Annotated in this window: 23 protein-coding genes and 2 tRNA genes; 16 read left to right on the top strand and 9 right to left on the bottom strand. The window is 60.8% G+C overall.

The window, feature by feature from the left end; genetic code table 11:
- Positions 1–25: 25 nt before the first annotated feature.
- Entirely contained in the window at positions 26–625 is a 600-nt protein-coding gene (locus tag ABIB57_RS06750) for a hypothetical protein (protein ID WP_354039388.1), read from the bottom strand.
- Positions 626–763: 138 nt separating this feature from the next.
- Here ABIB57_RS06750 and ABIB57_RS06745 point away from each other — a divergent pair, with 138 nt between their 5' ends.
- The 11 genes from ABIB57_RS06745 to ABIB57_RS06695 all read left to right on the top strand — a co-directional run bounded on the left by ABIB57_RS06745 (position 764) and on the right by ABIB57_RS06695 (position 12,721).
- A complete protein-coding gene (locus ABIB57_RS06745) occupies positions 764–1,438 on the top strand; it encodes a phosphatase PAP2 family protein (RefSeq protein WP_354039387.1) in 675 nt (224 codons plus the stop codon).
- 125 nt (positions 1,439–1,563) lie between these two features.
- Positions 1,564–1,962 carry a PepSY domain-containing protein gene (locus ABIB57_RS06740; protein WP_354039386.1) on the top strand — a complete coding sequence of 133 codons (399 nt, stop codon included), beginning with the start codon at positions 1,564–1,566 and terminating at the stop codon, positions 1,960–1,962.
- Positions 1,963–2,454: 492 nt separating this feature from the next.
- Positions 2,455–3,540 carry a type III polyketide synthase gene (locus tag ABIB57_RS06735; RefSeq protein ID WP_354039384.1) on the top strand — a complete coding sequence of 362 codons (1,086 nt, stop codon included), beginning with the start codon at positions 2,455–2,457 and terminating at the stop codon, positions 3,538–3,540.
- Positions 3,540–4,247 carry a methyltransferase domain-containing protein gene (locus ABIB57_RS06730; protein WP_354039382.1) on the top strand — a complete coding sequence of 236 codons (708 nt, stop codon included), beginning with the start codon at positions 3,540–3,542 and terminating at the stop codon, positions 4,245–4,247. Before ABIB57_RS06735 ends, ABIB57_RS06730 begins: the two co-directional genes overlap by 1 nt.
- Positions 4,247–5,449 (top strand): NAD(P)/FAD-dependent oxidoreductase, encoded by a 1,203-nt coding sequence (locus tag ABIB57_RS06725; protein ID WP_354039380.1) that lies wholly within the window; start codon positions 4,247–4,249, stop codon positions 5,447–5,449. Before ABIB57_RS06730 ends, ABIB57_RS06725 begins: the two co-directional genes overlap by 1 nt.
- 607 nt (positions 5,450–6,056) lie before the next feature.
- Positions 6,057–6,947, top strand: a complete 891-nt coding sequence (locus tag ABIB57_RS06720) for a GntR family transcriptional regulator (protein ID WP_354039378.1) — start codon at positions 6,057–6,059, stop codon at positions 6,945–6,947.
- Between the two features lie 131 nt (positions 6,948–7,078).
- Positions 7,079–8,062: an ABC transporter substrate-binding protein gene (locus ABIB57_RS06715; protein ID WP_354039376.1), complete on the top strand. Its 984-nt coding sequence runs from the start codon at positions 7,079–7,081 to the stop codon at positions 8,060–8,062.
- Positions 8,063–8,155: 93 nt separating this feature from the next.
- On the top strand, positions 8,156–9,670 hold the full coding sequence (locus ABIB57_RS06710; RefSeq protein WP_354039374.1) for a sugar ABC transporter ATP-binding protein: 1,515 nt from the start codon (positions 8,156–8,158) through the stop codon (positions 9,668–9,670).
- Between the two features lie 21 nt (positions 9,671–9,691).
- Complete coding sequence (locus ABIB57_RS06705; protein ID WP_354039373.1) at positions 9,692–10,660, top strand: ABC transporter permease; 969 nt, start codon at positions 9,692–9,694, stop codon at positions 10,658–10,660.
- A 137-nt stretch (positions 10,661–10,797) separates the two neighbouring features.
- The gene (locus ABIB57_RS06700) at positions 10,798–11,820 is read left to right on the top strand and encodes a zinc-binding alcohol dehydrogenase family protein (protein WP_354039371.1); all 1,023 of its coding nucleotides are present in this window, start codon (positions 10,798–10,800) and stop codon (positions 11,818–11,820) included.
- 130 nt (positions 11,821–11,950) lie between these two features.
- Entirely contained in the window at positions 11,951–12,721 is a 771-nt protein-coding gene (locus ABIB57_RS06695; RefSeq protein ID WP_502914352.1) for an ABC transporter ATP-binding protein, read from the top strand.
- A 24-nt stretch (positions 12,722–12,745) separates the two neighbouring features.
- Here the strand turns inward: ABIB57_RS06695 and ABIB57_RS06690 are convergent, their stop codons facing one another.
- The gene (locus tag ABIB57_RS06690) at positions 12,746–13,135 is read right to left on the bottom strand and encodes a hypothetical protein (protein ID WP_354039370.1); all 390 of its coding nucleotides are present in this window, start codon (positions 13,133–13,135) and stop codon (positions 12,746–12,748) included.
- Complete coding sequence (rlmB, locus tag ABIB57_RS06685) at positions 13,135–13,887, bottom strand: 23S rRNA (guanosine(2251)-2'-O)-methyltransferase RlmB (RefSeq protein ID WP_354039368.1); 753 nt, start codon at positions 13,885–13,887, stop codon at positions 13,135–13,137. Before rlmB ends, ABIB57_RS06690 begins: the two co-directional genes overlap by 1 nt.
- A gap of 182 nt (positions 13,888–14,069) precedes the next feature.
- Here rlmB and ABIB57_RS06680 point away from each other — a divergent pair.
- Both ABIB57_RS06680 and ABIB57_RS06675 read left to right on the top strand, forming a co-directional pair.
- A tRNA-Tyr gene (locus ABIB57_RS06680) sits at positions 14,070–14,154 on the top strand.
- 87 nt (positions 14,155–14,241) lie between these two features.
- Positions 14,242–14,315, top strand: a tRNA-Gly gene (locus ABIB57_RS06675).
- Between the two features lie 196 nt (positions 14,316–14,511).
- Here ABIB57_RS06675 and ABIB57_RS06670 read toward each other — a convergent pair.
- The 3 genes from ABIB57_RS06670 to ABIB57_RS06660 form a co-directional block, all read right to left on the bottom strand.
- Positions 14,512–17,454 carry a hypothetical protein gene (locus ABIB57_RS06670; RefSeq protein ID WP_354039367.1) on the bottom strand — a complete coding sequence of 981 codons (2,943 nt, stop codon included), beginning with the start codon at positions 17,452–17,454 and terminating at the stop codon, positions 14,512–14,514.
- 1,006 nt (positions 17,455–18,460) lie between these two features.
- Positions 18,461–19,441, bottom strand: coding sequence for an aldo/keto reductase (locus tag ABIB57_RS06665; protein ID WP_354039365.1), 981 nt, complete (start codon positions 19,439–19,441; stop codon positions 18,461–18,463).
- 67 nt (positions 19,442–19,508) lie between these two features.
- Positions 19,509–19,904 (bottom strand): (R)-mandelonitrile lyase, encoded by a 396-nt coding sequence (locus ABIB57_RS06660; protein ID WP_354039364.1) that lies wholly within the window; start codon positions 19,902–19,904, stop codon positions 19,509–19,511.
- A gap of 178 nt (positions 19,905–20,082) precedes the next feature.
- On the opposite strand from ABIB57_RS06660, the gene ABIB57_RS06655 reads away from it, so the two are divergent.
- Positions 20,083–20,979, top strand: a complete 897-nt coding sequence (locus tag ABIB57_RS06655; protein ID WP_354039362.1) for a LysR family transcriptional regulator — start codon at positions 20,083–20,085, stop codon at positions 20,977–20,979.
- A 39-nt stretch (positions 20,980–21,018) separates the two neighbouring features.
- Here ABIB57_RS06655 and ABIB57_RS06650 read toward each other — a convergent pair whose 3' ends face one another.
- Together ABIB57_RS06650 and ABIB57_RS06645 are read right to left on the bottom strand one after the other, a co-directional pair.
- Positions 21,019–21,762: an SDR family oxidoreductase gene (locus ABIB57_RS06650; protein ID WP_354039361.1), complete on the bottom strand. Its 744-nt coding sequence runs from the start codon at positions 21,760–21,762 to the stop codon at positions 21,019–21,021.
- A complete protein-coding gene (locus ABIB57_RS06645) occupies positions 21,759–22,979 on the bottom strand; it encodes an MFS transporter (protein ID WP_354039360.1) in 1,221 nt (406 codons plus the stop codon). Before ABIB57_RS06645 ends, ABIB57_RS06650 begins: the two co-directional genes overlap by 4 nt.
- Before the next feature lie 210 nt (positions 22,980–23,189).
- On the opposite strand from ABIB57_RS06645, the gene ABIB57_RS06640 reads away from it, so the two are divergent.
- Positions 23,190–24,077: a LysR family transcriptional regulator gene (locus ABIB57_RS06640; protein WP_354039358.1), complete on the top strand. Its 888-nt coding sequence runs from the start codon at positions 23,190–23,192 to the stop codon at positions 24,075–24,077.
- Here the strand turns inward: ABIB57_RS06640 and ABIB57_RS26825 are convergent.
- Positions 24,058–24,450 (bottom strand): hypothetical protein, encoded by a 393-nt coding sequence (locus ABIB57_RS26825; protein WP_502914360.1) that lies wholly within the window; start codon positions 24,448–24,450, stop codon positions 24,058–24,060. The two genes, ABIB57_RS06640 and ABIB57_RS26825, sit on opposite strands and share 20 nt — an antisense overlap.
- A gap of 69 nt (positions 24,451–24,519) precedes the next feature.
- Here ABIB57_RS26825 and ABIB57_RS06630 point away from each other — a divergent pair, with 69 nt between their 5' ends.
- Positions 24,520–25,779 (top strand): aminotransferase class I/II-fold pyridoxal phosphate-dependent enzyme, encoded by a 1,260-nt coding sequence (locus ABIB57_RS06630; protein ID WP_354039356.1) that lies wholly within the window; start codon positions 24,520–24,522, stop codon positions 25,777–25,779.
- Positions 25,780–25,798: the final 19 nt, after the last annotated feature.

Raw genomic sequence — 25,798 nt, 5'->3', positions numbered from 1 at the left:
GAACGCGTTGTGCTGGCGATTTCCATCATGCACCTATCAGTTGAATGGCCTGGCCGAAGAAGTCATCGGCGCGCTTGTCGTCATCGGCATTGCAGCGTTCCAGCCCCTTGGCCTCAAGCGCCGCAGCCTTGGTCCTGGTGGCGTCGTCGAGGCTGGCAGCCTTGGCCTGCGCGGCGCGGTACTTGGCCAGCATGTCTTCGCAGGGCAGGGGCTTGCCGGAGGTATCGGTAGTGACGACGCCCGCGGCATTGGCCGCGCCCGGATTGTCGAGTTGCGCCAGGAGCGTGGTCAGCGCCATGTCAGAAGTTGCAGCCGGCGCGTCCGCCCGTACGGCGTCGAGCGCGGCGTCGGAGGCGGCGTCGATGGCATCCCATTTTTCCGCGTTCCTGCCCCGCAGGTCGTTGGCGGCGTTGTCCCAGGCCGTCTCGAATTCGGCAATTTTGGCCTTGGCGCCGGCCGGGTCTTTGGCGGCGACCAAGGCCTGGGTATCGGCCACGATGGTGTGCATGGCCGAGAGGTCGCCCAACTCGCTGACCGTGACCGCGGCGGAGGCGGGGAATGTTGCGGCGCCCGCTATCGGCAGGGTGAACAGGCAGGCGGCAAGAGCAAAGTGCGAAAGTCTCATCGTGAGCTCCAAAGCGTGGATTGGCTGGCGCTCACAATAATCAGGGCCGGGTCACGCCAGCCTGTCACCGGCTATACATCGGTGTAAGAATTCAACCGGGAGGGAGACACCACCGGCGCGGCATGGCATAGCAAAGCTATGAAATTGCCAGCCATTCCCGCTTCGCGCCGCCCCATCCTGTTTGCCGCCGTGGCCTTGGCGGCGCTGCTCGGAACCTTCGGCTTCGTCGCCGATGAGGTCATCGAAGGCGACACCGTCGTGTTCGATACCGCCGTCACCATGGTCCTGCGCGACAACGGCGACATCATGAACCCGATCGGGCCGGCATGGCTCGAAGAGGCCGGTCGCGACGTGACCTCGCTGGGCAGCTTTTCCATACTTGGCCTGATCGTCATCCTGGTGCTGATCAGTTTGGTGCTGATCAAGCGTCCTTTGACCGCAGCCTACGTCACTTTCGCGGTGCTCAGCGGCACCATTCTGTCATCGGTATTCAAGCAGATTTACGACCGGCCCCGCCCGCCCATGCTGGAGGCAATGCGGGTATTTACGTCGAGCTTCCCGAGCGGGCACGCGACGGTGTCGGCAGTGGTTTATCTGACGCTGGCGGCGCTGTTGGCGCCCCTCTGCGCCGACCGCCGTCTGGCAACGCTCTGCATCGCCGCGGGCGTTTTCCTGACGCTGCTGGTTGGCGTATCGCGGGTCTATCTGGGCGTGCATTATCCCACAGACGTGATCGCAGGATGGTCGCTCGGCGCGGCCTGGGCGCTGCTGTGCTGGGTGGGCGCTAATCTGCTTGGGTTGAACCGGCGCTGAGCGCCGCATTTTGGCCGCAAGCTATACGCAGCCGTATATCTGTCGACAGGCCGCTGCAAGACGCGGCCGCTAGGTCTCCTCCCACGACGGCGCAACAGCGCGCCTTCACAAAACGGAGAGAGACGATGAAGTTCAACGCAATGACGGCTACCGCCATTCTGGCCCTGGTCTTGTGCGCACCGGTCACGACCGCTTTTGCCCAGACCGACACTGTCGCCCCCAGTGATAGCGAGATGCAGGCGCTGACCGCTACCAAGGTTGCGGCGGCCGATGCCGTGGCCTCGGTCGAAACCGCTTCGGGCGGCAAAGTGGTGGAGCTGTCCCTCGATATGGAGGCGGCGATACCGGCCTATCGGGTCACAGCCGTAGCCAAGGACGGCGCCGAGACCAATTATATGGTCGATGCGACGACCGGGAAGGCGACCCTTTTCCAGGATACGAAATCGTCAACCGATACGGCCGACGACAAGGAAGGCGGTAACGAAGGGCAGGACAACGGTTCGGAAGCCGAAGACGCCAACTGATCACGGGCCAAAAAACCGGATTCCATGCTCGCGATGGCTGGAGCGGCAACGCTCCGGTCATCGTTGTTTGCTATCGACGGTTCGGCCAAAATCCACGTCAGTCGACATCAGATAATCCTGAACCCAGGGGCGACACTGGTTTGCGCTTACGCCGGTACGAAGAAACCAGTCATCATCCGGCCGCCGACAATGACGATCGCCGTCACGGGACTGTGGCTCGGTCAACGTTGTGGCCCCCAATGCCCTGGCGGCGATGCGTAGGTGACCGCCCTGCTGGTTGCCGGCGAAAGCAATGGCCCCGCCCTGGCCTCAACGGGCGCGATGCCCTGTTCATCTTCCGACACGGCGAAGACCTGCTGGAACTACCGATGCGCAAGTTCGTTAGTCGTCAGCTTGACGTCAGGTCCGACTGCTAGAGCCGCAGATATTTCGGGCTGGCCGGTTGCCCGCCCGCTGAGCGGTGGCCGATTTCGGCCGAAAAAAGGACTGCCCATGCCCGCTCAAGCTTACCTGAATCGCATTGCCACCGCGGTGCCGTCAAATGACGTCCACCAGTTCTTCATCGGCTTTGCAAGCTCGCAACTTAGCCACGACCCGCGTCGTCGGGCGATTTTCAACCGCATGGCCGACAAGGGTGGGATCGAGCACCGGTTCTCCTGCTTCGAGGCTGCGGGCGATCCGGAGGGACCCATCGTCGATGGCGCGGGGATTTTCGTACGAGGCGGTTTTCCGGGGACGGCCAAACGAATGGACATGTTTGCCGCAACGGCTCCGGAACTGGCGCGTCAAGCTGTCGAAAAGGTGCTCGACGGCGAGGATCGCACCGCAATCACGCATCTCATCGTCACCACCTGCACGGGGTTTTCCGCTCCCGGTATTGACCTCGAAGTCATCGCCCTGTGCGGCCTTTCCAGCGCTATCGAGCGGACGATCATTGGCTTCATGGGCTGCTACGCCGCCATCAATGCCCTCAAGCAGGCGCGGCACATTGTACGCTCCGAACCCGACGCGCGTGTTCTAATCGTCAACATCGAGCTGTGCACGCTCCATCTCAAGGAAACTACCGACCTCGAAAAACTGCTGTCGTTCTGCCTGTGGGGCGATGGCTGCGCCGCTTCGATAGTCAGCGCTGACGCCATTGGCTTCGGCCTCAACAGCTTCCGCGCTATCGTAGCGGCAGACAGCCGCGAACTGATGACCTGGAGCGTGCGCGACGATGGCTTCGACATGGTGCTGTCGGGCCAGGTGCCGACTGCGATCCACGACACGTTGGACGCCGGCATTGGCATCATTCTGGGCAACAAGAGCGTCGCCGAGATCGACCTGTGGGCCGTGCATCCGGGAGGAAAGTCAGTCCTCGATGCTGTCGAGCGGGCGCTATCCTTGCCCCCTGAAGCCCTGATGCCGTCACGAGCTGTGCTGCGCGAAAACGGCAACATGTCCTCGGCAACTGTCATGTTCGTGCTGGAGCGCATGCTGGCCAATCCCACCGCTGGAGACCTGGGCTGCGCCATGGCGTTCGGGCCCGGCCTGACCGCCGAAACCATGATGTTCCAGACGGTTGGGACAGCGCACTAATGCCCGGTCCACTGTCGCGCCGGCGAATCGAGCCGGAACTGCTCGACACAATGGCGGTGGAAGATCCCCGCGCCATGGCGTCACGGCGCGATCTGGTCCGCGTCAACGCGGTGATGTTCCAGAGCGCCATCATGGCGCGTCTGCTGGGCGCCAACCTTGAGCGCAAGCCATTGCGCATCCTGGAGATCGGCGCAGGTGATGGCCGCTTCATGCTTTCGGTCGCCCGTCGTCTGGCGCCAAAATGGCCGGATGTCGAGGTGATACTGCTCGATCAGGCCGACTTGCTGTCTCCCAGCATAAAAGCCGCCTTTGCCTCTCTCGGCTGGCGGGCGCAGCCGGTGGTCGCCGATGTCTTCGAGTGGATTGAGAGACCGGACATCGGGATTTTCGATGCCATTTCCGCCAATCTTTTCTTGCATCATTTCGAGGATATGGAGCTTGAGAAATTGCTGTCCGTCATGCCGAGGCTGACGTCATGCTTTTTGGCCACGGAACCGCGCCGGAGCGGGCTGGCCTTGTGGTGTACCGGCTGGTTGCGTGCTATCGGCGCCAATGCGGTGACGCTGCATGATGCAGCGGCCAGCGTGCGGGCCGGCTTTGTTAGCGACGATCTATCCCGGCTTTGGCCCGGGGGAGCGGCAACGACTTTTCAGGAACGCCGCATTGGGCCATTCACCCATGCCTTTGTGGCGCGCGGCACAGGGTGATGGACAAACATTTCGACGCCGTGATCGTCGGTGCGGGACCAGCAGGCACAGCGGCGGCAATTGGTTTGGCGCAGCAGGGACGTTCGGTGGCGATCGTGGAACGCAGCGAATTTCCGCGTCGCAAGGTCTGTGGCGAGTTCACCTCGGCCATCAATGTTGATCTGCTCGACCAGCTTGGGGTTGGGGCAGAGTTTCGCGCCCAGGCCGGGCCCGAGGTCAGGCGTGTCGCACTGTTTGCAGCGGGTGACGCGGTAGAAGCGCCGATGCCGAAAGGGCAGGGCACAGCCTTCGGACGGGCGCTCGGGCGCGACATATTGGACGGACTGTTGCTGGACGCGGCGCGTGCCGGCGGCGTGACCGTTTTTCAACCGTGGCGGGCGACCAAAATCGTGGCGGGCGTCGAACGCTCTTCCGTCACGATAGAATTGGCGACCGAGCAACTGCAACTCAAGGCTCCCGTTATCGTGGCAGCGCACGGATCCTGGGAGCCCGGCAAACTTCCAACCAATCTCACCAAGATCAATCGGCCGCATGACTTCCTGGGCTTCAAGGCCCATTTTATTGGTGGCAGGCTGCCGCGTGATCTCATGCCGCTGATCGCGTTTCCAGGCGGATATGGCGGCATGGTCTGGGCCGACCACGACCGCTTGTCGCTGTCGTTCTGCATCCGACGCGACGCTCTGGTTGCCGCTCGCCGCGCCAGCTCCGACGGCAGTGCGGCAGAAGCCACGTTCAATCACATCCTCAGATATTGCCCCGGCGTCGCCGAGGCTTTGCGTGGCGCAGAACTGGCCGGTCCATGGCTCGCCGCCGGTCCGATCCGCCCTGGAATTCGCCGAGCTTACGCCGACGACATTTTCCGCGTCGGCAATGTCGCCGGCGAGTCCCATCCCATCATCGCCGAGGGCATCGCCATGGCATTGCAATCGGGGTGGATTCTTGCGGCGCAGCTGGGCCAGTTCGACACCTGGGATAGCACCGCGCGGGCGGCAGCAGGGAGGGCCTATGCGTCGGTCTGGCGCAACCAGTTCGCGACACGCATTCGGCTGGCTTCCGTGCTGTCCGGACTGGCAACTTCGACCAATGGCGCAAAGCTCATGCATCTGGTCATCAGCCGGTTTCCGGTCAGCCTGTCGACCGGCGCGCGCCTCAGCGGAAAAACCAAAACGCTGCCAAAATTTACGGCCTGCATTGTCAAGTAACCGAAACCGGCTCTGTCCAACAGTTATCCGACGTCGCGGCTGGCCCGATTTTCTCTAGGGCACACGTTGACGGAATACCGTGGCCGATTGGATTGCCTGACGTTTGCCTCACGCGGGTGTGCTGGCGCCTTCATCCCCGACGACCTGATAAACCCCGAGCGGCACTTGGCGCTGTTTGCCGTGCGATCCACCACGTTCAGCCAAGGCCGATAGAGCTGCCCCGGTTGAAGCGCCGTGCCCATTGCCGCCGATCGCCTCCCGCGATGGCTATGCATTGCGACGAGACCGACGATCCGCTCTTGCGCTGTTTGGAAGCGCTGGCGGCTCAACACAAAGAGTGCCAAGACAGTTGAGGCTAAGGCTTGCGCATGTGCCAGTCCCACCACGATCGCAGGCCGTCGCTCCGTAATTATTTTCAGCACCACACGGATAGACAGCCTTTCGATTCGTCTGGAGACAATGCTTTCATGGCTAGCCGCTCGGCTATCTGCAGTTTGCGCGTGATGTACGAGCAGGCCGCCGAAAAAGCTCAAGAGGCCGGATGAATGAAACAGACTCATTCAACAGGTGACGTGGAAGCTTGGAACCCCAAAGGGCCCTTTTCGAGATGAAAAGCGACACGGTTTTTAAGCAGGCGTTCAATCAATTGCTGGGTCTTTTGGCAACGCTGCCAACTGGGCAGGCCCTGCCGTCCGAGAATGTCTTGAGTGCCCGGCTTGGGGTCAGCCGCACGACGGTCAGAAAAGCCATTGCCTTGCTTGACCAGCGCGAACTGGTGTCTCGAGTGGGCAAGACGCGGATCGCTGTTGCCCCGGCGACCCCAGCGGCACATTTTCCCGTTACCGAAACCGTCTCAACCTCCGAACAGGTCGAGAACCAGTTCATGGAATGGATGTTGCGGGCGGATACCAAGCCGGGAACGCTGATCAATGAGCTGGAACTGGCGCGGGAATTCAATGTCGGCACTACCGTCATCAGAGAATTTCTCAACCGTTTTCAGCGCTTCGGACTGATCGAGAAACGCCGCAAATCAGGTTGGCTGTTCAAGGGGTTCACTCAGGATTTCGGGATCGAACTTTTCGAGATCCGCCAGATGTTCGAATTGCGTTCGGCGCTGGCCTTTGCCAGATTACCGAAGAACGCCTCGGCCTGGACGAAGTTGAACGCAATCGAGCTTCAACATCACGAACTGCTGGATACAATAGACACCAAGTTTCATGACTTCTCCGATCTCGACAATCGCTTCCACAGGTTGATCAACGGGGCTTCGCCAAACCGCTTCATTGATGACTTCTATGATATCATCACGCTGATTTTCCACTATCACTACCAGTGGAACAAACGTGACGAGCGCGTCCGCAATGCTGTGGCGATCCGCGAACACCTCGATTACATAGCCGCGCTCAAGAGCCGCGACCTGGAAAAGGTCAACTCAGCCTGCAACCAGCATCTGGCGTCCGCCCGCACAACCATGCTGGAAGCCTTTTCAAGGAAGTAAACGCGTCGTGGTCCTGCCGGTGTGTTTTCTATGCATAAAAAACATATGGCGCGGCAAATTTGATTGTGCGTAGATGGTGCAGCGCGGCGGTCCGGGAGAGACCGTAAAACGCGCACCAAAGGGAGTTGACAATGAAATCCGTAAAACTGGGCCGCCGCGCGGTCCTGGGCCTTTCCGCCATTGCTCTGGTCGCCGGTATGTCGGGGATGCCGGCCTTCGCCCAGGATGTGACCATTCCGATCATCGTCAAGGACACCACGTCCTTCTATTGGCAGATCGTGCTTGCTGGCGCGCGTGCTGCTGGCAAGGATCTGGGCGTCAACGTGCCTGAGCTGGGCGCGCAGGCCGAAACCGACATCAACGGCCAGATTTCGATCCTCGAGAATGCCGTAGCCGGCAAGCCCGCAGCGGTCGTGATTGCGCCGACGGAAAAGTCCGCTCTCGGTGCACCGATCACCGAGGCCGCCAAGTCCGTGCCGATCGTGGGCATCGACTCGTCGGCTGACTCCGACGCCTTCACATCGTTCCTGACAACCGACAACGTCCAGGGTGGCCGCATCGCCGCCGACGGTCTGGCGGCGGCCATCATGGCCGCAACCGGCAAGGCTGAGGGCGAAGTGGCACTGATCACCAGCGTGCCCAATGCCGGCTCTCTGGAAGAGCGTCGCAAAGGCTTTACAGAGCAGCTTGCAGCCAAATATCCCGGCCTCAAGCTGGTAGCGGACAAGTATGCCGATGGCCAGGCAGCGACCGGCCTGAACATCACCACTGACTTACTGACCGCCAATCCCAACCTGGTTGGCATTTTTGCTTCCAACCTGATCATGGCGCAGGGTGCGGGTCAGGCTCTGGCTGAAAACGACGCGTCCAAGAAAGTGGCGTTGATCGGTTTCGACAGCGACGACAAGCTGGTTGGTTTCCTCAAAGACGGCACGATCGACGCGCTGGTTGTCCAGGACCCCTACCGGATGGGCTATGACGGCATCAAAACTGCACTGGCCGCGTCCAAGGGCGAAGCCGTCGAGAAGTTCGTCGATACGGGTGCCAATCTGATCACCACCGCGAACATGAACGATCCTCGCAGCCAGGAACTGCTGAACCCCAAGGTCAACTGATCGGTACGGGGCGTGGTCGGACGACATTGACCGCGCCCCGCATCCATTGAGCGACGAATTGCCGGGGGCGCCAAACGGCGGAGGAGATTTGAGTTGATTGAGCTTGCAAGCGATTCAGCCCAAGCGGAAATCGTGCCGATCTTGCAACTGCGCGGCCTGGAAAAGCGCTATGGCCATATCCAGGCGCTCAAGCCGAGTTCGCTCGATTTCAACCGTGGCGAAATTCACGCCATCGTCGGGGAGAACGGGGCTGGCAAGTCTACGCTGATCAAGCTGTTGACCGGCGTCATTCAACGCACTGGCGGCGCGATCCTGTGGAATGGCCAGGAAGTTGGCCTGGCCAATCCCAGCGAAGCCATCGGCCACGGCATCAATGCAGTCCATCAGGAAGTCGTGCTGTGCCGCCATCTATCGGTCGCGGCCAATATTTTCCTGGGCGATGAAACCGTTCGGTTCGGGATGCTGCAAAAAGGGGCGATGACCCGCGCCGCGCAGAAAATCCTCGATGACATCGGATTTGATTTGAAGGCGGATGCGATCCTGGGCTCGCTCACCATCGGGCAGCAGCAACTGGTGGCGACGGCACGCGCCTCGGTGCGCGGCACCAAGTTCATCATATTTGACGAGCCGACCGCTTATCTGACCCGGCAGGAAGCAGCACAGCTGTTCGCTCTCATCCGCCGGCTGAAAAGCGAAGGCGTGACCATCGTCTATATCAGCCACCGCATGGAGGAAGTGTTCGAACTGGCCGACCGGGTTTCGGTGCTGCGCGATGGGTTGTTGGTGGGAACGCGCAATATCGCAGAGACCAATGATACCGAGCTGGTCGCGATGATGATCAACCGCACGCTTGACCAGATCTACCACAAGGAAACGATACCCTTGGGCAAACTGCTGCTCGAGGCCAAGCAACTCTCCGGTAAGGGCTTTTCGGACATCTCCATCAAGGTGCATGCGGGCGAGATCGTGGGGCTCTATGGCCTGATCGGCGCTGGCCGAAGCGAGTTCGCCTTGAGCCTGTTCGGGCGCAATCCCAAGACTGGGGGATCGGTCGAATGGCAAGGCCAGGAGGTCGATATCCGCAACGAGCGCAGGGCGATCGCGCTAGGGATTGCCTTGGCGCCGGAAAGTCGGCGTGACCAGGGATTGAACCTGAACCTGCCGATCGGACTGAACCTGAACCTGCCGGTCTACGATCGGCTGACGCGCGGTCCCTTCGTCGATGTCGGCGAGGAGAAACGCCGCGCCGACCAGCAGATCAAGGACCTGGGCATCAAGACGCCGTCGCGGCGCTCGCTGGCCTCGTCAATGTCCGGCGGCAACCAGCAGAAGATCGTAATCGGCAAATGGCTCAACCACGGCGCTGAACTGTTCATTTTTGACGAGCCCACGGTTGGCGTGGATGTCGGCACCAAGGCCGAAATCTATCGCCTGTTTGCCAAACTGCTCAAGAACGGCGCGGGGATCATCCTGATCTCCTCGTATCTGCCTGAAGTGTACGAGTTGGCTGACACTCTGCACGTGTTTCGCGATGGCCGGCTGACCGGCTCGCAGACCTACCGGCAATCATCGCACGAAGACATTCTGGCCGAGGCCATCGGCGTCTGACGCCATCCATTGGAGAGCTTGATGACAACCGAAGTTACCCCGACAACGACCAAGGCCAAGCGAAATTTCAGCTTCCTGTTTGCCCTGACGCTGGTTGGGCTGCTGCTGCTGCTTTGCGTGGTGCTCAGCATCGCGACCCCCAATTTCGCCACCCCCAACAATATCTCGAACCTGCTGCGGCAAGGCTCGATGATTGCCATCCTCGCGATCGGGCAGACCTTCGTCATCATTACCGGGGGCATCGACCTGTCGGTCGGGGCCATTGTGGGCTTTTCCACCGTGATCGTGGCGGGCCTGATCCAGAGTGGCATGCCGATCTGGCTGGCAATCATCATCACCCTGGTCATGGGCCTGGCGATCGGGTTTTTCCACGCCTTCGGCATCGTCAAGATGGGCCTGCCGCCATTCATCATCACGCTGGCAACGCTGACCTCCCTGCGCGGCATTGGCCTGCTGATGACCAACGGATCAACCATCAATATTACCGATCCGGCATTCACCGAGTTTTCGCGCGAGAGCTTCCTGGGAATTCCCAACCTGTTCTGGATGGTGGTGATCGTCGCCGTGCCGGCCTACATATTCCTGCACCTCAGCAAATGGGGCCGGTATCTGTACGCGGTCGGCTCCAATCCGGAGTCAGCGCGCCTGTCTGGCGTCAGCGTTCCCAAGATGATCTTCATCGCCTATGGGCTGTCGGCCATGTGTGCGGCCTTTGTAGGGGTCATGCTGGCTGCGCGCCTGGGCGTGGGCAATGCGACCCAGGGCGAAGGCTGGGAATTACAAGCCATTGCGTCGAGCGTGATCGGTGGCACGTCGCTGTTCGGGGCCGTGGGGTCCGTGCATGGCCCCCTGATCGGCGCGTTCATCCTTGCAACCATCAGCAATGGGGCCAATCTGCTGAACGTCAACTCGTTCTGGCAGCGCATCATCACCGGCGTGCTGATTATCGTCATCGTGTTTTTCGATCAGCTGCGGCGGCGCGGACGGTAGCATCTGGCCCGCCAGGCTGTCGGGCGGATATGCCGCCTGACCGCGCCGGCTTAGGCTGACAGTATTTCGCGCAGCGGGGCGCAATCGTCGCGAACTGGCGGCCGCCCAAGAATACCAATCAGGAATGGTTTACACTCATGCAAGCGCTCGTCATCTCTTCCCCTGGACACGCGGAGATCATCGAGGTGCCGGTGCCGGTGCCCGCTGTCGGCGAAGTGGCCATCGATCTGGCCTTCGTCGGCTATTGTGGATCGGACCTTACCTCCTATCGCGGGCTTAATCCGCTGGTGAGTTACCCGCGCGTGCCGGGACACGAGATCGCGGGGACGATCGCCAGTTTGGGCTCTGGGGTCGAAGGCTTGTCGATCGGCGAGACCGTGACCGTGCTGCCATATTTCAACTGCGGCAAGTGTCGGGCGTGTCGGGCAGGGCGGCCGAATGCCTGCCTCTACAACCAGACAATGGGCGTTCAGCGCGAAGGCGCCATGACCGCGCGTGTGGTCGTGCCGCGCGACAAAGTCCTGCCCATTGGTGGCGTGCGGCTGCGAGACGCGGCGCTGATAGAGCCCTGCTCAGTAGGCTTTCATGCGGTCAATCGCGCCCAGATTGAGCGGGGCGAAACGGTCGTGGTTCTGGGCTGTGGCATGATCGGACTGGGTGCTCTGATGGGCAGCTTGCGCCGTGGCGCTACAGTCATTGCAGTCGATGTCAGCCCCGAAAAGCTCGAAGTGGCCAAGAAACTCGGCGCCGCCAGCATCATCTGTACCGCAGATGGCGACGTCAGCGCCCAGATCGCTGCTATCCTGCCGGAGGGGCCGGACGTCGTTATCGAAGCTGTCGGGACGACAGCCACATTCCTGCAGGCGGTCGATATTGTGGGTCAGTGCGGACGGATCGTCTATATCGGCTACGCCAAGCATCCTGTCGAATATGACACCAAGCAGTTCATTACCAAGGAGCTCGATATCCGTGGCTCCCGCAATGCCATGCGGTCGGATTTCGACGACGTTATTGCCTGGTTGACGGAGCATCCGGAGGCTGGTGACCTGATCGTCAGCGCGACTGTCAGTCTTGCCGACGCCCCAACTGCGCTAGCACGCTGGGACAGCCAGCCCGGCAGTTTCACCAAGATATTGGTGCGCCTCGCACCGTTGGACTGAACGAGGCTGCTTCGGCTGCGTTGGGGTGGGAAGCGGACCTGGCAGCTTTCGCTTGCGATCTCAAAATGCAGAACTCAGGACCGTACGAAAGACCGGAAAAAACTGCATCTTTGATCGTAATCAAGCAAGGATGGCGACAGATCAGACGCCTCGACGCATCCAGCAGATGGAGCATCTGCTGCAACGCAAGCCCGCTCAGCTTTCCGGCGGCCGGCGCCAGCGCGTCGCCATCCGCCGCGCCATTGTGCGCAAGCCGGAAGTCTTCCTGTTCGACGAGCCGTTATCCAACCTCGACGCAGCGCTGCGCATGGATATGCGCATGGAACTTTCAAAGCTCCACCAGGATCTCGGCGCCACCATGATCTACGTCACCCACGATCAGGTCGAAGCAATGACCCTGGCGGACAAGATCGTCGTCCTCAACCAAGGCATTGTGCAGCAGGTTGGCTCCCCGCTCGATCTCTATCACCGCCCTGCCAATCCCTTCGTCGCCGGTTTTATCGGCTCCCCGAAGATGAACTTCCTTGAGGTCGCGGTCAGCGCCATAGGACCTGAAGGCATAACCGTGGCATCGGATGAAGTCGCCGCCATCACCATCCCGGCAATCGGCAACGTCGGTCGGCGACAACCTCACCCTCGGTATCCGCCCGCATTGTCTCACCTTTGCCGACGCTCGCCCCCTCCACGGCAAGGTCGGGCTGGTCGAGCGCCTCGGCAACGAAACCATCGTCAGCCTCAACCTGCCCAGCGGCCGCAATCTGATCGCAGCGCTGGATGGGACGCTTGGTTTCACACCCGACAAGGCCGTGCTATTCGATGCCGCCGGGGACGCCATGCCTCTGCTCAGCTAACGCACGCTGTCATGGCGTCTGCTTCCGTGGAGGTGCTAACCTGCCGGTAGTAGCCAGCAGCAGCCAGCCCCGCTCTAGTCCTCGGCGTCTTCGACGTCGGTGAGATAGACCGAGACTTCGATATCGATGTCGTGGCCGGCAATGGCGGCGACCATGTGGGCGGGCAGGCGGGTCGACATCGCCTCGCCCTCATCGGGGAAGTCGAAGGCGATATCGAGGACGGCCTTGCCGATTCGACGATCCGCGAGCATGGCGGAGATGGCCGGCCCGCAGTGTTCCGCAAGTTCTAGGACTGCGCGGACAGCGTTGTCCACCTCAACGTCGACCTGGGCGTAGGAACTATCCGCGTCATCCTCGGGCTCAAAGCGGCTGCTCAGGCGCTTGAGCGCCCCATCCAGTTCAAGTTGTCCCACACGGACCCCCGACAGGCGCAGGGCGATGGCGAAGGGTTCGAAGAGCGACATCAGGAACGTCCGGCAGTGGCCGCGAACAAGGCGATGGCGGCGGCGTTGGAGACGTTGAGCGACTTGATCGGGCCGGGCATGTCGAGCTTGACCACCTCGTCGCAGAGTTCGCGGGTGCGCTGGCGCAGGCCCTTGCCCTCGGCGCCCATGACGATCGCCAGCGGCACGTCGCCGCTGCGGGGCTTGAGCTGGTGTTCACTTTCCGAATCAAAGCCCAGCACTAACATGCCGCGTTTCTTGAGTGTTTCAATTGCGTCGCCGAGGTTTTTGACCTCGATCATCGGCACCAGATCCAGCGCGCCGGAGGCGGATTTGGCCATCACGCCGGTCTCGCGTGGCGAGTGGCGGGCCGTGGTGATGACTGCATCGGCGCCAAAAGCGCAGGCGGTGCGCAGGATGGCGCCGACATTGTGGGGGTCGGTGATCTGGTCCAGGACCACGACCAGGCGTAAGGGGTTGATATCATTGAGGCCGAAGCGGCTGACCGGGTCGACTTCGAGCGCGGCACCCTGATGCACGGCATCGTCGCCAAGCAGACGATCGAGCTCCTTGGGCGTGGTCTCCTTGACGGAGACCTTGCCGATCTCGCCTGTTTCCTTGAGCCTGTTCAAGGCGTTAGGGGTGACCAACAACACTTTCTTGGTGCGGTTGGGATTGTCCAGCGCGGCGCGGACCGTGTGCAGTCCATAAAGATAGACCGGACCGTCATCGGGATCGTAGCGTGGTTTGGCGGGAAATTTGTTGAAGCTCATGGGGCAGGGGTAGCGCCTTTGGGCGGGTCCAGCAAGCCGCTCCCGGTGCCTATATGAACAAGCATGCTGGATTTCTTGCGGGCAAGTTGCAACAGCAGTTGACACTCCTGTCACAGATCACCATAAACCGCCCGACGACGCGCCCCGGTGCTTCGTTATCCCGCTCGTGCGACGTAGTCAGTGGAGGGGTGGGAGAGTGGTTAAATCCGGCAGACTGTAAATCTGCTCGCTTAGCGTACACTGGTTCGAATCCAGTCCCCTCCACCATTTCGCTGTTTCGAATGCCGCCCGGCATTGCCTTGGCCCGGCATTGAAACTAGCATCGAGCGATCCTCGCATGGCCCATGCCATCGGGCGGGTATAGCTCAGTGGTAGAGCAGCAGCCTTCCAAGCTGAATATGCGGGTTCGATTCCCGCTACCCGCTCCACAAACCCCATGACCTGACGATTTTCTGTCCGCGCCCTGGACCTCCGAAGTCCGCGTTTGCTGGGAAAGCCGGTCTATCGGCGATGTGCGTCCGCAGCGCGACGCGTTGCTGCATCCTTTTTCCGGAAAGCTGTCCGCCAACGATTGCCGGTAAGGCGCTGAAAATTGGGCTGGAGGCATCGCTTTCAAACCGATTTTTACTTTTTCCGGCGGTACCAGGCTGCGATCCGGCTCAATGGCTTGGAGATTAGACCAAATGGTTCGAACATGAACTTGTGCACCACAGCGATACAGAAGACGGCAAATATGAAAGAGACACAAAATAGGGCGTCGGCGACGACCCTCAGATCGAGGATCGGCCCGTCGCTTTTGAGGTCGGAGGAGAGTTGTAAGGCCACCCCGATCACGGAAAACAACGCAACGACTGCCAGGTTTTTGCTGAGAAGCCGCTCGCCATCTCGTCTTTGCCGTTCCTCGTAGTCGGAGGTTCGTTTTTCTGCAGCATTAATGAGCTGTTCGACGTAGGCATGCTTCAGCTCGACACCGCGGATTTTGTTCAGGGCAAAGAATATCTTGGCCTCGGTGTCGTAGCGGAAGACGTTCTCATACTTGTATGTGTCGTACTCGGAGACATATTTCCTCCTAAAGTCGTAGAAACAGTTGGCGGCCGTACTGAAATTGTTAAGCGAGGCTTCCTTTTCGGCTTCGTTTAGTACGGTGGCAGCGTTCTTTTCGAAGTCGCGCGTGAGAAACTCGTTGTGCAAGGTCAAGACGTGAATCAGAAATGCGTATGGACAGGTGCCGATATAGTCGGCGCCCAAGTCCAGGCTGCGCATGCGGCTAACGAAAGTGAACAGCGTGCGCGGATTGGCATAGCGGACGAAGAAGCCTTCATCCAGATCATCCTCGGTCGATGGGTAGAGGGGGTCGAGGCTGTCCAGCACTTCGGAAGCGTCCTGGTTGACGAAGTCGATGATATTCTGGGTAAAGCCGGCCAGGAACAAATAGCAGAGGGCGATGCTGCCGCCACTGTCGGCAGCATCGCCATAGGCGGTGCGCTTCTGCAACGAGGCTAAAGCAACGGGGTTGGCCCGCCCCCATTCCGGCGCAATGGCGTCGAGGTGCGCATGCGATAGCCTATCCCAGAACCGCAAGCCGAACGTGACGGATTTGCGGATAGGGTTGCGTCGTCCCGACGTCCCGCGCTCTGGATTTTCCTGGTCGAGGAATTCCGCCAGCTTGTCGTTGAAAAACGTCTCCGAGAGCATCTTGAGGCGCTTTGTTGGCGCGCCGTCGTCATCGCGCGGCAAAAGAAGATCGCGAAAAACGCTGTCGGCGAAATAGAACATCGAGCGCAGATTTGGCATCTTCAGCCCGGGCACCTCGACATAGGGCTCCTGGGTTAATGTCCGCCAGGCCGAAACGCCGGTATTCGAAGGTGGCTTCTGCCCCAGCCGGGTGCTGAAATCGCCAAAGTCCCGGTCGAACAAGCCGACCATAAACTGCCAGAAGTCCAGATCACCCCGGTGACTGACAACTCTGATGGCCTCGAATGGGGTAAGGGCAGGGCGGGCGTCGGCGATGAGGTCTTGCGCCTCCTGCGTGTCGGGCAGCAGGAATTCCTTGGGAGACACCAGCTTCTGCAGCATAGACACAAAGAAGAAGAATGCCGGGCTGCGTTCATAGCCCACGATACGGAACGAGACGTGATACGAAACGCTGCAGTTGCGGTGCACATACCAAAAGCGGCGCATCTCCACCTGCTGGGGCGGTAACTCTGCCAGCTCGGCGCGATACTTGGTCCCTTCGGTCTCCCAGGCGATCTTGGCGGGATCGAGGGTAAAGGTCACGATCTCCCGATCGGTGGCTGAGGGGTTGTCGGTTTTGGCCGCAATTGCGAGCATGTAGTCTTCGACAATGCCGAGGCGTTCCCGATCGGCAACGTCGTTGAACATTGGCTCCATCGCATCGCGCAACTCAGCCGAGGTGGGAAACCGTTGCTGGTTTTCGCGCTGACGCTGCAACCGTTTATCCGCATTCCACGTCGAATTTTCGGTCGGCTGTTCCGAGACGGACGTGCCACCAAGCTGACCGAACAGGGTTTTGTCCCCGTTGGCGCCATTTGCCTTGCCAAGGCGGTCCAGCTCCTCATTGTCGATATGCAGCGACAGGGTCCAATGGAGCGATGGCTCCACTGTCTTGGAATAGCCGGTCAAGATGCGCGGCAGGGCGCTGGAGAGCGATTTCGGAAAATTGCAGTCAACCGGACGACGCGCCTGGCTGCGATCGAGAAGGAATGGAAGCGGGTTCTGGACGATTACTGGTAGCCCCCGCGCCGCCCGGCCGGCAAGGTGGGACAGCTGCGTTTGCGCAGTCTGCGGATCGGGGGCAGGGCGGCCCTTGGCCACCGAGATGGCAAAAAATCGTTCCAGATGGGCCGAGACGATTTCGGCGTCGAGCGTATCAGAAGGCGCGTTGAGCACAGTATAGACCAGGCTCTGGTCTGGGTGTTGATCCGGCGACAGGGCGGGCTGGACATAGTCGAAATCGAGCACGCGGGCGCCCGCCTTGGCCCATTTCAGCAGCCGATCGAACTGGTCGATGCCGGCATGGGAGCTGTCGGCCGCATAGTCCTCCGCGCTCATCTTGAACGGGTCGTTTTGCTCGACGAAGATCAATGGGCGCTCGCCCTCCGGCAAGCCGAAAAGCTGTTCGACAACCTCTGCGGCAGCATCGATGAGCCGAGGGAAATAGCCGCGTCCGCGCCCCTCCTGCGTGGTGAAGATGTAATTGAGATTGCTCGTGACGACCGGACTGCCCAGCACCTCATATTGCATAGCGATCAGGTTGATGCCGCCAACCATTGCGGCAGCCTCGGGAGTGCGGGCGGTCAGGACGATCTCCACGAACCGGCCAAACTGCGCCTCCAACCCGTCATGGGGACGGCCATGATTGAGGGCCAGGCAATCTTTGAAGCCGCCTTCCTCCTCCCTTTCGGCAGGTAAAACGAAAGCTTTCTCATACTCGGTGAAAAAATCTCGAAAAGTAGCACTGTCAAAATCGCAGGTGACGGAGAGCAACATCCCCGTTCGCGACGTCATGTCCCATGAACGGGTGTGCAACGCCTTGAGGTATTCCATATGGCTCTCGACAATGGGCGTGTCTTCACTGTCCATCGTTCCAACCACGCGCACAATTAGCTCGTTGGGTGTACAAAGCAGAGCCTAAAAGCTGAGCAAATACTTTGGACGACAGCGGCCGAGAAACGAGGGCAGGGTGCTGGCCGAGGTGGGACTTACAGATGGTAACGAGCGGGGGTGATAAGCCACTCGCTCGTGATGCTTTTCCAGCCGATGACTTTCACGCCCGCTTTTTCAGCCGTTGCGGGCAGCGTTGTTCGTCCCTGATAGGTGCCATTCAACCAGACTGGCGGGTGACGACCGATACGGGGTGGAAAGCTGTCGGTCGGCTTTTGGCAATCCGCTAGGGCTAACGGCCATCGTGGGAATGACTACCATCTTCGGGTGCAGGGCCGTTCCACTGTATTTTCGGGTCTCGTGTCGTCGCCACAACAAGCCAGAAACAGCCCCAACAGGCAGCTGCCCATGCAAACCACGCGATGCCGAGCGGCCAAGGCCTTTCTGATAAAGATTGAACATAGACCACGAATGCCACTGCACCGGCGGCCCAGATTGCCACAGTCAAAACCACGGTTACCCACCCTTGCCATGCCACGGGCTTTGGTATGGTTTGCCGCCTCGGGGCATCCTCTTTGGCGACCCAGGATGGTCGCCACTCTATAAGCTTGAACCAATAATGAATTTCCACGCTTGCCACCGTGTCTAATGTTCCGCCGATCCTCCCCCATAAGCGGCGAGCATAGCCAGGATTTTTTTGAAGGAGGCTCGACCAAGTCTACACCCCGGCAGTATTTGGGGAGGGGCGATGATCGGGTGATGGACGGGTTTTTGGTCGCCCGGTTCCAACGGCCCTTAAGTCCAAACACATAAAGCATTGTCATCTTCGCCCATTGGTGCCGACCGCTTTCGGGCTCCCGCACGGTGTTGACAGACGACCGCAATGGGGTCGGAAGTGGCCACTACGGCGCGGGCGGTGGGATGGCGGCTATCTCAGGTCTCACGGCTTTCATCGATCGATTCGCGCCTGGTTGGCGGCCGAATAACGGTCGCCCTGGATCTCGATGCCGCTGATGGCCTGCTCAATGGCAGCCAGATCCGCGGCCGTCAGATCGACCATGGTCGCGCCAATGTTTTCCTCGACGCGGTGCAGTTTGGTCGTGCCCGGAATGGGTGCAAACCATGGCTTTTGCGCCAAAACCCACGCCAGCGCGAGTTGCGCCGGCGTAATCTGCTTTTCCGCAGCGATGCGCGTGACCGTGTCGGCCATGGCCTGGTTCGCGGCGCGGTTTTCGGGATGGAAGCGCGGCACGGAATTGCGGAAATCCTTATCGCCAAACTTGGTGTTGGTGTCGATGGTGCCGGTCAGGAATCCCTTGCCAAGAGGGCTGAACGGCACGAAGCCGATGCCCAGCTCTTCGAGCACGGGAATGATCTGCTCTTCCGGCTCGCGCCACATCAGCGAGTACTCGCTTTGCAGGGCCGTCACCGGCAGCACGGCATGGGCACGCCGGATATTGGCGACGCCCGCTTCAGACATGCCGAAATACTTGACCTTGCCTTCGGCGATCAGGTCCTTGACCGTACCGGCGACGTCTTCCATGGGGGTGTTGCGGTCGACGCGGTGTTGGTAAAGCAGATCGATACGATCGGTGCGCAGTCGTTTCAACGAACCTTCTACTGCTTTGCGGATGCTTTCCGGACGGCTGTCCGGTGCGCCGCCGCCGGCGATGTCGAAACCGAACTTGGTGGCAATCACCACCTGGTCCCGGATTGGCTGAAGGGCCTCGCCGACGACGTCCTCGTTCTTGTAGGGACCGTAGACTTCGGCCGTGTCGAAGAAGGTGATGCCCCGTTCGAAGGCGTCGCGGATCAGTTTAATGCCCGCGGGGGTTTCCATGGGTGTGCCGTAAGACTGGCTGATGCCCATGCACCCCAGGCCAATGGCCGAGACTTCAAGGCCGCTGGTGCCGAGTTTTCTGGTTTTCATGTCGTGTCTCCTGATGCTTCCGGGATCGGTCGTCTGAAATTGTCGAGAGGGATGAATCTGGCTCAGTTCAGCGGCTGTATTGCTCGTCGCTGACGTGCTCCATCCAGTCCACGGCCTTGCCGCCGAGCGACTCCTGAATGGCGATATGGGTCAGGGCGGTTTCGGCACTGGCGCCATGCCAATGCTTTTCCCCAGGCGCGAAACGTACGACATCGCCCGGCAAAACGGTTTCGACCGGCCCGTCAGCACGCTGCACGAGGCCACGGCCCGAGGTAATGATCAGGGTCTGGCCGAGCGGATGGGTGTGCCAGGCGGTGCGCGCACCGGGCTCAAAGGTAACGGTGTTGCCGGCCATGGTGCTGGGTGCCTCAACCGCGTAGAGCGGATCGATCCTCACGGTGCCGGTGAACCAATCGGCCGGGCCTTTTGCTGAGGGCTGTGAACCTGCGCGCTGGATGTTCATGACGTTCTCCTTAACAGGCATAAGGTAGACCGCTTTCGGTCATTGGATTAGTGGGTCAATCCTGCATGAGCCTATGAATCTCGTTCATGGAACCTGGGGATTGGCCGTCCCGGCGTGAACCTGGCTTTAGTGAACTGCAGTGATGATCGCGCTTAAGTTCTATGCTATCTGTTCATGAATGGATCGCGACAACATAGCCGACCTCATCGCTTTCGTAGCGGTCGCCCAAGACCGCAACTTTACCCGCGCGGCGGCCCGCCTGGGCGTATCGCAGTCGGCGGTGAGCCATGCCATGAGCCGGCTGGAGAAGCGCCTCGGTGTTCGCTTGCTCACCCGGAGCACGCGCAGCGTATCGCCGACCGATGCAGGGCAACGGCTACTGGAAACCGTCGAGCCGCGCTTCCTGGAGGTCGACGCGGCGCTCGAGATGGTCACCGAATTCCGGGATAAACCGTCGGGCACTATCCGACTGAGCGCCGGTGAACACGCGATCAATGCCGTGCTGTGGCCGCGGCTGCAGGGCTTCATCGAGACCTATCCCGATATCAAGCTCGAACTCATCGCGGAAAACGGGTTCGTCGATATCGTCGCGCGGCGCTACGACGCCGGCGTTCGTCTGGGTGAGCAATTGGCCAAGGACATGATCGCGGTCCGCATCGGTCCGGATTGGCGCATGGCCGTCGTGGCGGCGCCTGCCTATCTCGAGGGTCGAAAGCCACCGGCCAGTCCGCAGGACCTGACCGAGCACGTCTGCATCAACCTCCACCTGCAAACCTATGGCGGTCATTACGCCTGGGAATTCGAGCGCGACGGTCAGCGCCTCAATGTCAGGGTGGAAGGGCAACTGACGTTCAGCAGCAGCACCTACATTCTATCGGCCGCCCTTGCGGGCGCCGGGCTAGGGTGCATTCCTGAGGACGTCGTCGCGCCCTACCTCAAAACCGGCCAGTTGGTCAGCGTGCTGGAGACGTGGATGCCGACCTTCGATGGTTATCACTTGTATTACCCCAGCCGGCGCCAGACCTCGGCGGCGTTCACCCGGCTGATCGAAGCGCTGCGGTATCGTCCGGGGTAACCCGTAAGCTCTCGTCTTGGCATTGCAGGCGCCGGCCCATTACCAGGGTTGCTTCGCCGGACCTACGGTGAACTCATTGATCGTCGTATCCTCGGGCGTATCGATGGCGAAGGCGACGACGTCGGCAATACGGTCGGGGGAAATGCCGAACTTGTCGTAGAGTTTCTGCATCGTCTCGGCGTTGCCCTTGTCGCTGATCGTGGTCAGCAGTTCGGTGTTGATCGCGGCGGGGTAGATCGTCGCCGTGCGGATATTGGTGCCTTCCATGGCCGATTCCATGCGTAAGACTTCCATGAAGTCGCGCAGGAACCACTTGGTCCCGCCATAGACGGCACCGCCCGGATAGGCCTTGAGCCCTGCGACCGATGAGGTGGCAATGATCTGGCCGGACTTCTGCGCGGTGAATGCCGGCAGCACGGCAGCGACGCCGTTAAGCACACCCTTGATGTTCACATCCACCATCTGGTGCCAGTCATCGGTCTTGAGTGCCGAAAGCATGGAGTTTGGCATCAGGCCGGCATTGAGGAAGGTGACGTCGACCTTACCGAAGCTGTTCTGTGCCAATTGCACGATGGCGTCATTGTCGGACTGCCTGGTGACGTCGAGTTCCTGGTAGACCGCATGGCCGCCGGCTTGCTCGATATCGGCTGCAATCTGCCGCAGCTTGTCGGCGCGACGCGCACCGAGCACGACCTTGGCGCCTTTGGCTGCCAGCATCCGGGCGGTGGCTTCGCCAACGCCGGAGGATGCGCCGGTGATAATGATGACTTTGTCTTTGATCATGATGAGCCTCTGCGTGTGTTGGTCTGTTGAAAGGACGCGGCCCTGGCCGCAAGAGCTGCGGACGCCAGGAGAAGCGCGGCCGCCAGAATGAAGGGGCTCCACCAGCCAGCCGTGTCGAACAGCAGGCCGCCCGACAGGGCGCCGAAAGTGATTGCGACCTGGATCAGGGCCACCTGCAGACCGCCGCCTGCCTCGAGGTCATCGGGGATGACGCGTGTCATCCAGGTGCCCCACGCAACGGGGATCGGGGTCGTAAGAAAGCCCCACAGCACCAGCAGTGCCGCCGTTGGGATAGCGGACTGACCCAGCAGGACAAGCAGGATCGCGAGAAGCGCGAGGGCCAGCGGCAATACGATCAAGACTGTCTTGAGGTGGGACCGAAGCACAAAACCGACGACGGTTGTGCCGACAAGACCGCCGAGCCCAAGCCCCAGCAGGACCATGGAGAGGGCGTTCACATCAAGACCGGTGACCTGCTCCAAAAACGGCCGGAGATAGGTGGCAAGCGAGAACTGCCCCATGAAGGCCAGCGCGGTGGCAGCCATGCCAATTGCCATGATGGGCCTGCGAAGAAGGCCCACCATTCCAGAGACTGACACCTGCCGGTCTGGCGCCATTCTTGGCAGCGTGGCCAATTGCCATAGCAGACCGATCACCCCAATCGGCACCACGATGAAGAACGCGCCGCGCCAGCCGATCAAGCCGCCAAGAAAGCTGCCCAGAGGCGCCGCGATTACGGCAGCAAAGGCCGTGCCGCCTTGCAGCATGGCCAAGGCCTTGGGCAGATCTGATTGCGTCGACAGGCGCGCCAGGATTGCCGTCGACAATGACCAGAACCCGCCGATCGAGATGCCGATCAATGCCCTGCCGATCATGAAGACCAGATAGTTTGGCGCGAAGGTGACGGCGAGGCCCGAGACGATGAGAATGGCGGTGTAAGCCAGCACCACGGTGCGGCGGTCGAGCCTTGACAGCAGCGAATTGCCGAAGAGGCTTGTGACCACTGCAAACAGGCCAGAGACCGAGATGGCTTGGCCGGCCTGGCCCTCGCTGATCCCCAGCTCCACGGCGATGGGCGTGAGCAAGCTGACGGGCATGAACTCCGAAGCGACAAGCACAAAGGTCAGGACGGACATGCAGATGATGGCCGCCCATGCGGTGCCGCTTGGCTGAAGTTCAGCCGTGTACCGCGGCTCTGTCGATGCGTGCACGGTCATGATCTATTTCGCTTTTTGCGGGTGATCGACTTGCCGGCCAAACCCCAGCTTCCACCAATCCCGCATCTCGGCGCGCTGCGAGAATTTGTGCTGCGTCATGGTCGCTCGGTCTGGGTTCGATTGCATGGCGCTAACGTAGACCGCAGACACTGCTGGGATTAGACCCTATAATTCGCTTAGGCTTATCGGCTTCTGATATGAGTGAATGGCATGAACCGAAATGATTTGACGGATATGCTGTGGTTTCTGGCGGTGGCCGAGGAGCGCAGCTTCACCAAGGCGGCCGCGAGGCTGGGCACGTCGCAACCCACCTTGAGCCACACCATAAAACAGCTGGAAGCCAGGCTGGGCCTGCGGCTTTTGACGCGCACCACGCGCAGCGTTTCCCCCACCGATGCCGGCGAGCGCCTCATGCGAGCACTGGGGCCGCGCATCTCCGATATGGAAACCGACATCGACGCGCTGATGGCCATGCGCGACAAGCCGTCTGGTACGGTTCGGATATCGCTGTCGGACCACGCGCTGGAAAGTGTGGTCTGGCCGAAGCTACGGCCCGTGATGCGGGATTATCCCGACATCACGATAGAGTTGAACAGCGACAATGGCTTTCGCGATATCGTCGAAGAGCGTTTCGACGCCGGCGTGCGCTTGGGCGAAAGCCTGGACAAGGACATGATCGCGGTGCGCATCGGGCCGGATTGGCGGCTGGCGGCGGTTGGATCACCCGACTACTTCGCGGCCCATGGCACGCCGCAGCATCCGCAGGAACTGGTGGGCCACAACTGCATCAATCATCGCCATATCAGGTCAGGGGCGCTCTACGCCTGGGAATTTGCCCAGGACGGGCATGAATTGCGCGTGCGCGTCGATGGGCAGTTTATCTTCAACACGTCCTACGCCCAAGTGGACGCGGCGTTGAGCGGCTACGGGATTGCCTACCTTCCCGAAAGCATCGTCATTGACGATATCCGGTCGGGGCGCCTGACGCAGGTGCTGGATGACTGGTCCCCGTTCTTTGCGGGATACTATCTGTATTACCCAAGTCGCCGACAAACCTCTCCGGCGTTCTCCGCCATCGTCAAGGCTTTGCGCGTGTGAATTGCCGCCACCTGGTGGATGTCTGGTCGACGAGCGAGCCAGTTCGCGCAGGCCAGCGCGGATTGCGGGTGGGGCCACAGGGACAAGTTCGCTTTGGTGGAGTGGCTTGGAGCTCGGCGTTTCCAACAGATGGATTGCGTGGTGGCAGGCAGATTGTTGAGGACCAACCGGTGGCATCTCGCAGGCGGATGCCGCTGGTGTGCAGGCTGGTATCCCACAATTGCCGGAGTGGCGTCAGGCTGTCCACCAGGCGCATGCCGACATCTCGCGGCGCAAAGGTCGCTGTCAGATCGGATAGCTTGGTGCATCCTTCGGCGTTCTGGACCTGTCCGAAGGGCACCATAAGCAAACATTTTGTTGTGTTTGAGAAAATATGAAAGTGGGTTTTATTCGGTTCGCCCGGGCCTAAGCTGGTGGAGATTGCAGCTTAAGGAAAAGTGTCATGGGCCTGGAACTCGCGCCGTCCTTCAAAGAACATGAGGCGGAAAGAGTCAGTGCTCTGAAATTGCCGGAGCGGGCGGCGATTGCCTCTCCGAACGTGCGGCAGGCTGATATCGACCTGCTGAGCAAGGCGCCCAAGGATTTCATCGATACCACCCATTTCGACACCGTGCGGTTTCCACCGCCGGATTGGGCCGTGGAGCGGTTCAGCCAGGCGGCCGAGGATGGATCGCTGGCCTATACGGGCTATCGCGGCAATCCCGAAGTGCTTGACGAGGTGGCCCGCAATGTCAGCACGCTGCTGGGCATTCCGGTCGATCCGCGCAAGAACCTGATCCTGACGCCCGGCACGCAAGCGGCTTTGTTTGGCGCGCTCTCGGCGCGCATCAACAAGGGCGATCGGGTCGTGGTGATGGACCCCGATTACCTGTTCACCGCGCGCATTCTGCGCTTTCTGGGCGCCGATATCGGCTATGTGTCGCTGGTGCTCAATGCAGAAGGGCACTATGCGCCCGACCTGCAGGCGCTTGAGGCCGAGTTTGCCGATCGCAAGGCGCGCCATTTCATTTTCTCGCACCCTAACAACCCGACCGGGGCGGTCTATTCGCGCCAGACCATCCAGTCGATCGCGGCGCTGGTGCGCCAGTATGGCGTATCGGTGGTGGTGGACGAGCTTTATGCGCGGCTGACCTATGACGGCACCGAATTTGTGCATCTGGCGGCCGAGGCCGGAATGATGGAGCAGACGGCGACGCTACTCGGGCCGAGCAAGACGGAGTCGCTCAGCGGCTATCGCCTTGGCGTGCTGGTCGGCAACGAGGCGCTGATCCGTGGGGTGGAAAACATCATGTCCATCACCGCCCTGCGTGCGCCGGCTTATGCGCAGCATGTGCTGAGTGGCTGGCTCGCCGATGATGCCGAATGGCTGGTCGGGCGGATCGATGAGTTCAAGGCGCTCCGGGAGATGACCGCCACGGCACTGAGTTCGCTGAACTGGCTGAAGCTGCATCCGCAGCAGGGCACGGCCTACCTGTGGGCCGACGTGTCGGCGCTGGGCCTGCCGGATGCCGAGGTTGCGGCGGCCTTGCTGGAGCAGGCCGGGGTGTTGATCAGCCCGGGTTACCAGTTCGGGCCGAATGCGGCGGGGCATTTCCGCGTGTGCTATGCGCGCGACGAAAAGAGTTGGGCCGACGCGCTCAAGCGCATGGTCAGCGTCCTCGGCGATCTGGCCGCACGAAAAGGCGGACTGGACCGGGCATGATCCAGGCAGTCCCTCCAGC

The organism is Devosia sp. UYZn731 (assembly GCF_040546795.1).
Classification (GTDB): Bacteria; Pseudomonadota; Alphaproteobacteria; order Rhizobiales; family Devosiaceae; genus Devosia.
Note: the sequence above shows the minus strand (reverse complement) of the source record. Positions and strands in the feature narration are given on the sequence as shown.

What these genes read in the sequence shown, in the direction of transcription:
- ABIB57_RS06735 (WP_354039384.1), top strand. Translation starts at nt 2,455, where the DNA reads ATGCCCGCTCAAGCTTACCTGAATCGCATTGCCACCGCGGTGCCGTCA.
- ABIB57_RS06695 (WP_502914352.1), top strand. Translation starts at nt 11,951, where the DNA reads ATGGCGACAGATCAGACGCCTCGACGCATCCAGCAGATGGAGCATCTG.
- ABIB57_RS06745 (WP_354039387.1), top strand. Translation starts at nt 764, where the DNA reads ATGAAATTGCCAGCCATTCCCGCTTCGCGCCGCCCCATCCTGTTTGCC.
- ABIB57_RS06655 (WP_354039362.1), top strand. Translation starts at nt 20,083, where the DNA reads ATGGATCGCGACAACATAGCCGACCTCATCGCTTTCGTAGCGGTCGCC.
- ABIB57_RS06740 (WP_354039386.1), top strand. Translation starts at nt 1,564, where the DNA reads ATGAAGTTCAACGCAATGACGGCTACCGCCATTCTGGCCCTGGTCTTG.
- ABIB57_RS06660 (WP_354039364.1), bottom strand. Translation starts at nt 19,904, where the DNA reads ATGAACATCCAGCGCGCAGGTTCACAGCCCTCAGCAAAAGGCCCGGCC.
- ABIB57_RS06725 (WP_354039380.1), top strand. Translation starts at nt 4,247, where the DNA reads ATGGACAAACATTTCGACGCCGTGATCGTCGGTGCGGGACCAGCAGGC.
- ABIB57_RS06730 (WP_354039382.1), top strand. Translation starts at nt 3,540, where the DNA reads ATGCCCGGTCCACTGTCGCGCCGGCGAATCGAGCCGGAACTGCTCGAC.
- ABIB57_RS06665 (WP_354039365.1), bottom strand. Translation starts at nt 19,441, where the DNA reads ATGAAAACCAGAAAACTCGGCACCAGCGGCCTTGAAGTCTCGGCCATT.
- ABIB57_RS06750 (WP_354039388.1), bottom strand. Translation starts at nt 625, where the DNA reads ATGAGACTTTCGCACTTTGCTCTTGCCGCCTGCCTGTTCACCCTGCCG.
- ABIB57_RS06720 (WP_354039378.1), top strand. Translation starts at nt 6,057, where the DNA reads ATGAAAAGCGACACGGTTTTTAAGCAGGCGTTCAATCAATTGCTGGGT.
- ABIB57_RS06715 (WP_354039376.1), top strand. Translation starts at nt 7,079, where the DNA reads ATGAAATCCGTAAAACTGGGCCGCCGCGCGGTCCTGGGCCTTTCCGCC.
- rlmB (WP_354039368.1), bottom strand. Translation starts at nt 13,887, where the DNA reads ATGAGCTTCAACAAATTTCCCGCCAAACCACGCTACGATCCCGATGAC.
- ABIB57_RS06650 (WP_354039361.1), bottom strand. Translation starts at nt 21,762, where the DNA reads ATGATCAAAGACAAAGTCATCATTATCACCGGCGCATCCTCCGGCGTT.
- ABIB57_RS06705 (WP_354039373.1), top strand. Translation starts at nt 9,692, where the DNA reads ATGACAACCGAAGTTACCCCGACAACGACCAAGGCCAAGCGAAATTTC.
- ABIB57_RS06640 (WP_354039358.1), top strand. Translation starts at nt 23,190, where the DNA reads ATGAACCGAAATGATTTGACGGATATGCTGTGGTTTCTGGCGGTGGCC.
- ABIB57_RS06700 (WP_354039371.1), top strand. Translation starts at nt 10,798, where the DNA reads ATGCAAGCGCTCGTCATCTCTTCCCCTGGACACGCGGAGATCATCGAG.
- ABIB57_RS06690 (WP_354039370.1), bottom strand. Translation starts at nt 13,135, where the DNA reads ATGTCGCTCTTCGAACCCTTCGCCATCGCCCTGCGCCTGTCGGGGGTC.
- ABIB57_RS06670 (WP_354039367.1), bottom strand. Translation starts at nt 17,454, where the DNA reads ATGGAATACCTCAAGGCGTTGCACACCCGTTCATGGGACATGACGTCG.
- ABIB57_RS06645 (WP_354039360.1), bottom strand. Translation starts at nt 22,979, where the DNA reads ATGACCGTGCACGCATCGACAGAGCCGCGGTACACGGCTGAACTTCAG.
- ABIB57_RS06630 (WP_354039356.1), top strand. Translation starts at nt 24,520, where the DNA reads ATGGGCCTGGAACTCGCGCCGTCCTTCAAAGAACATGAGGCGGAAAGA.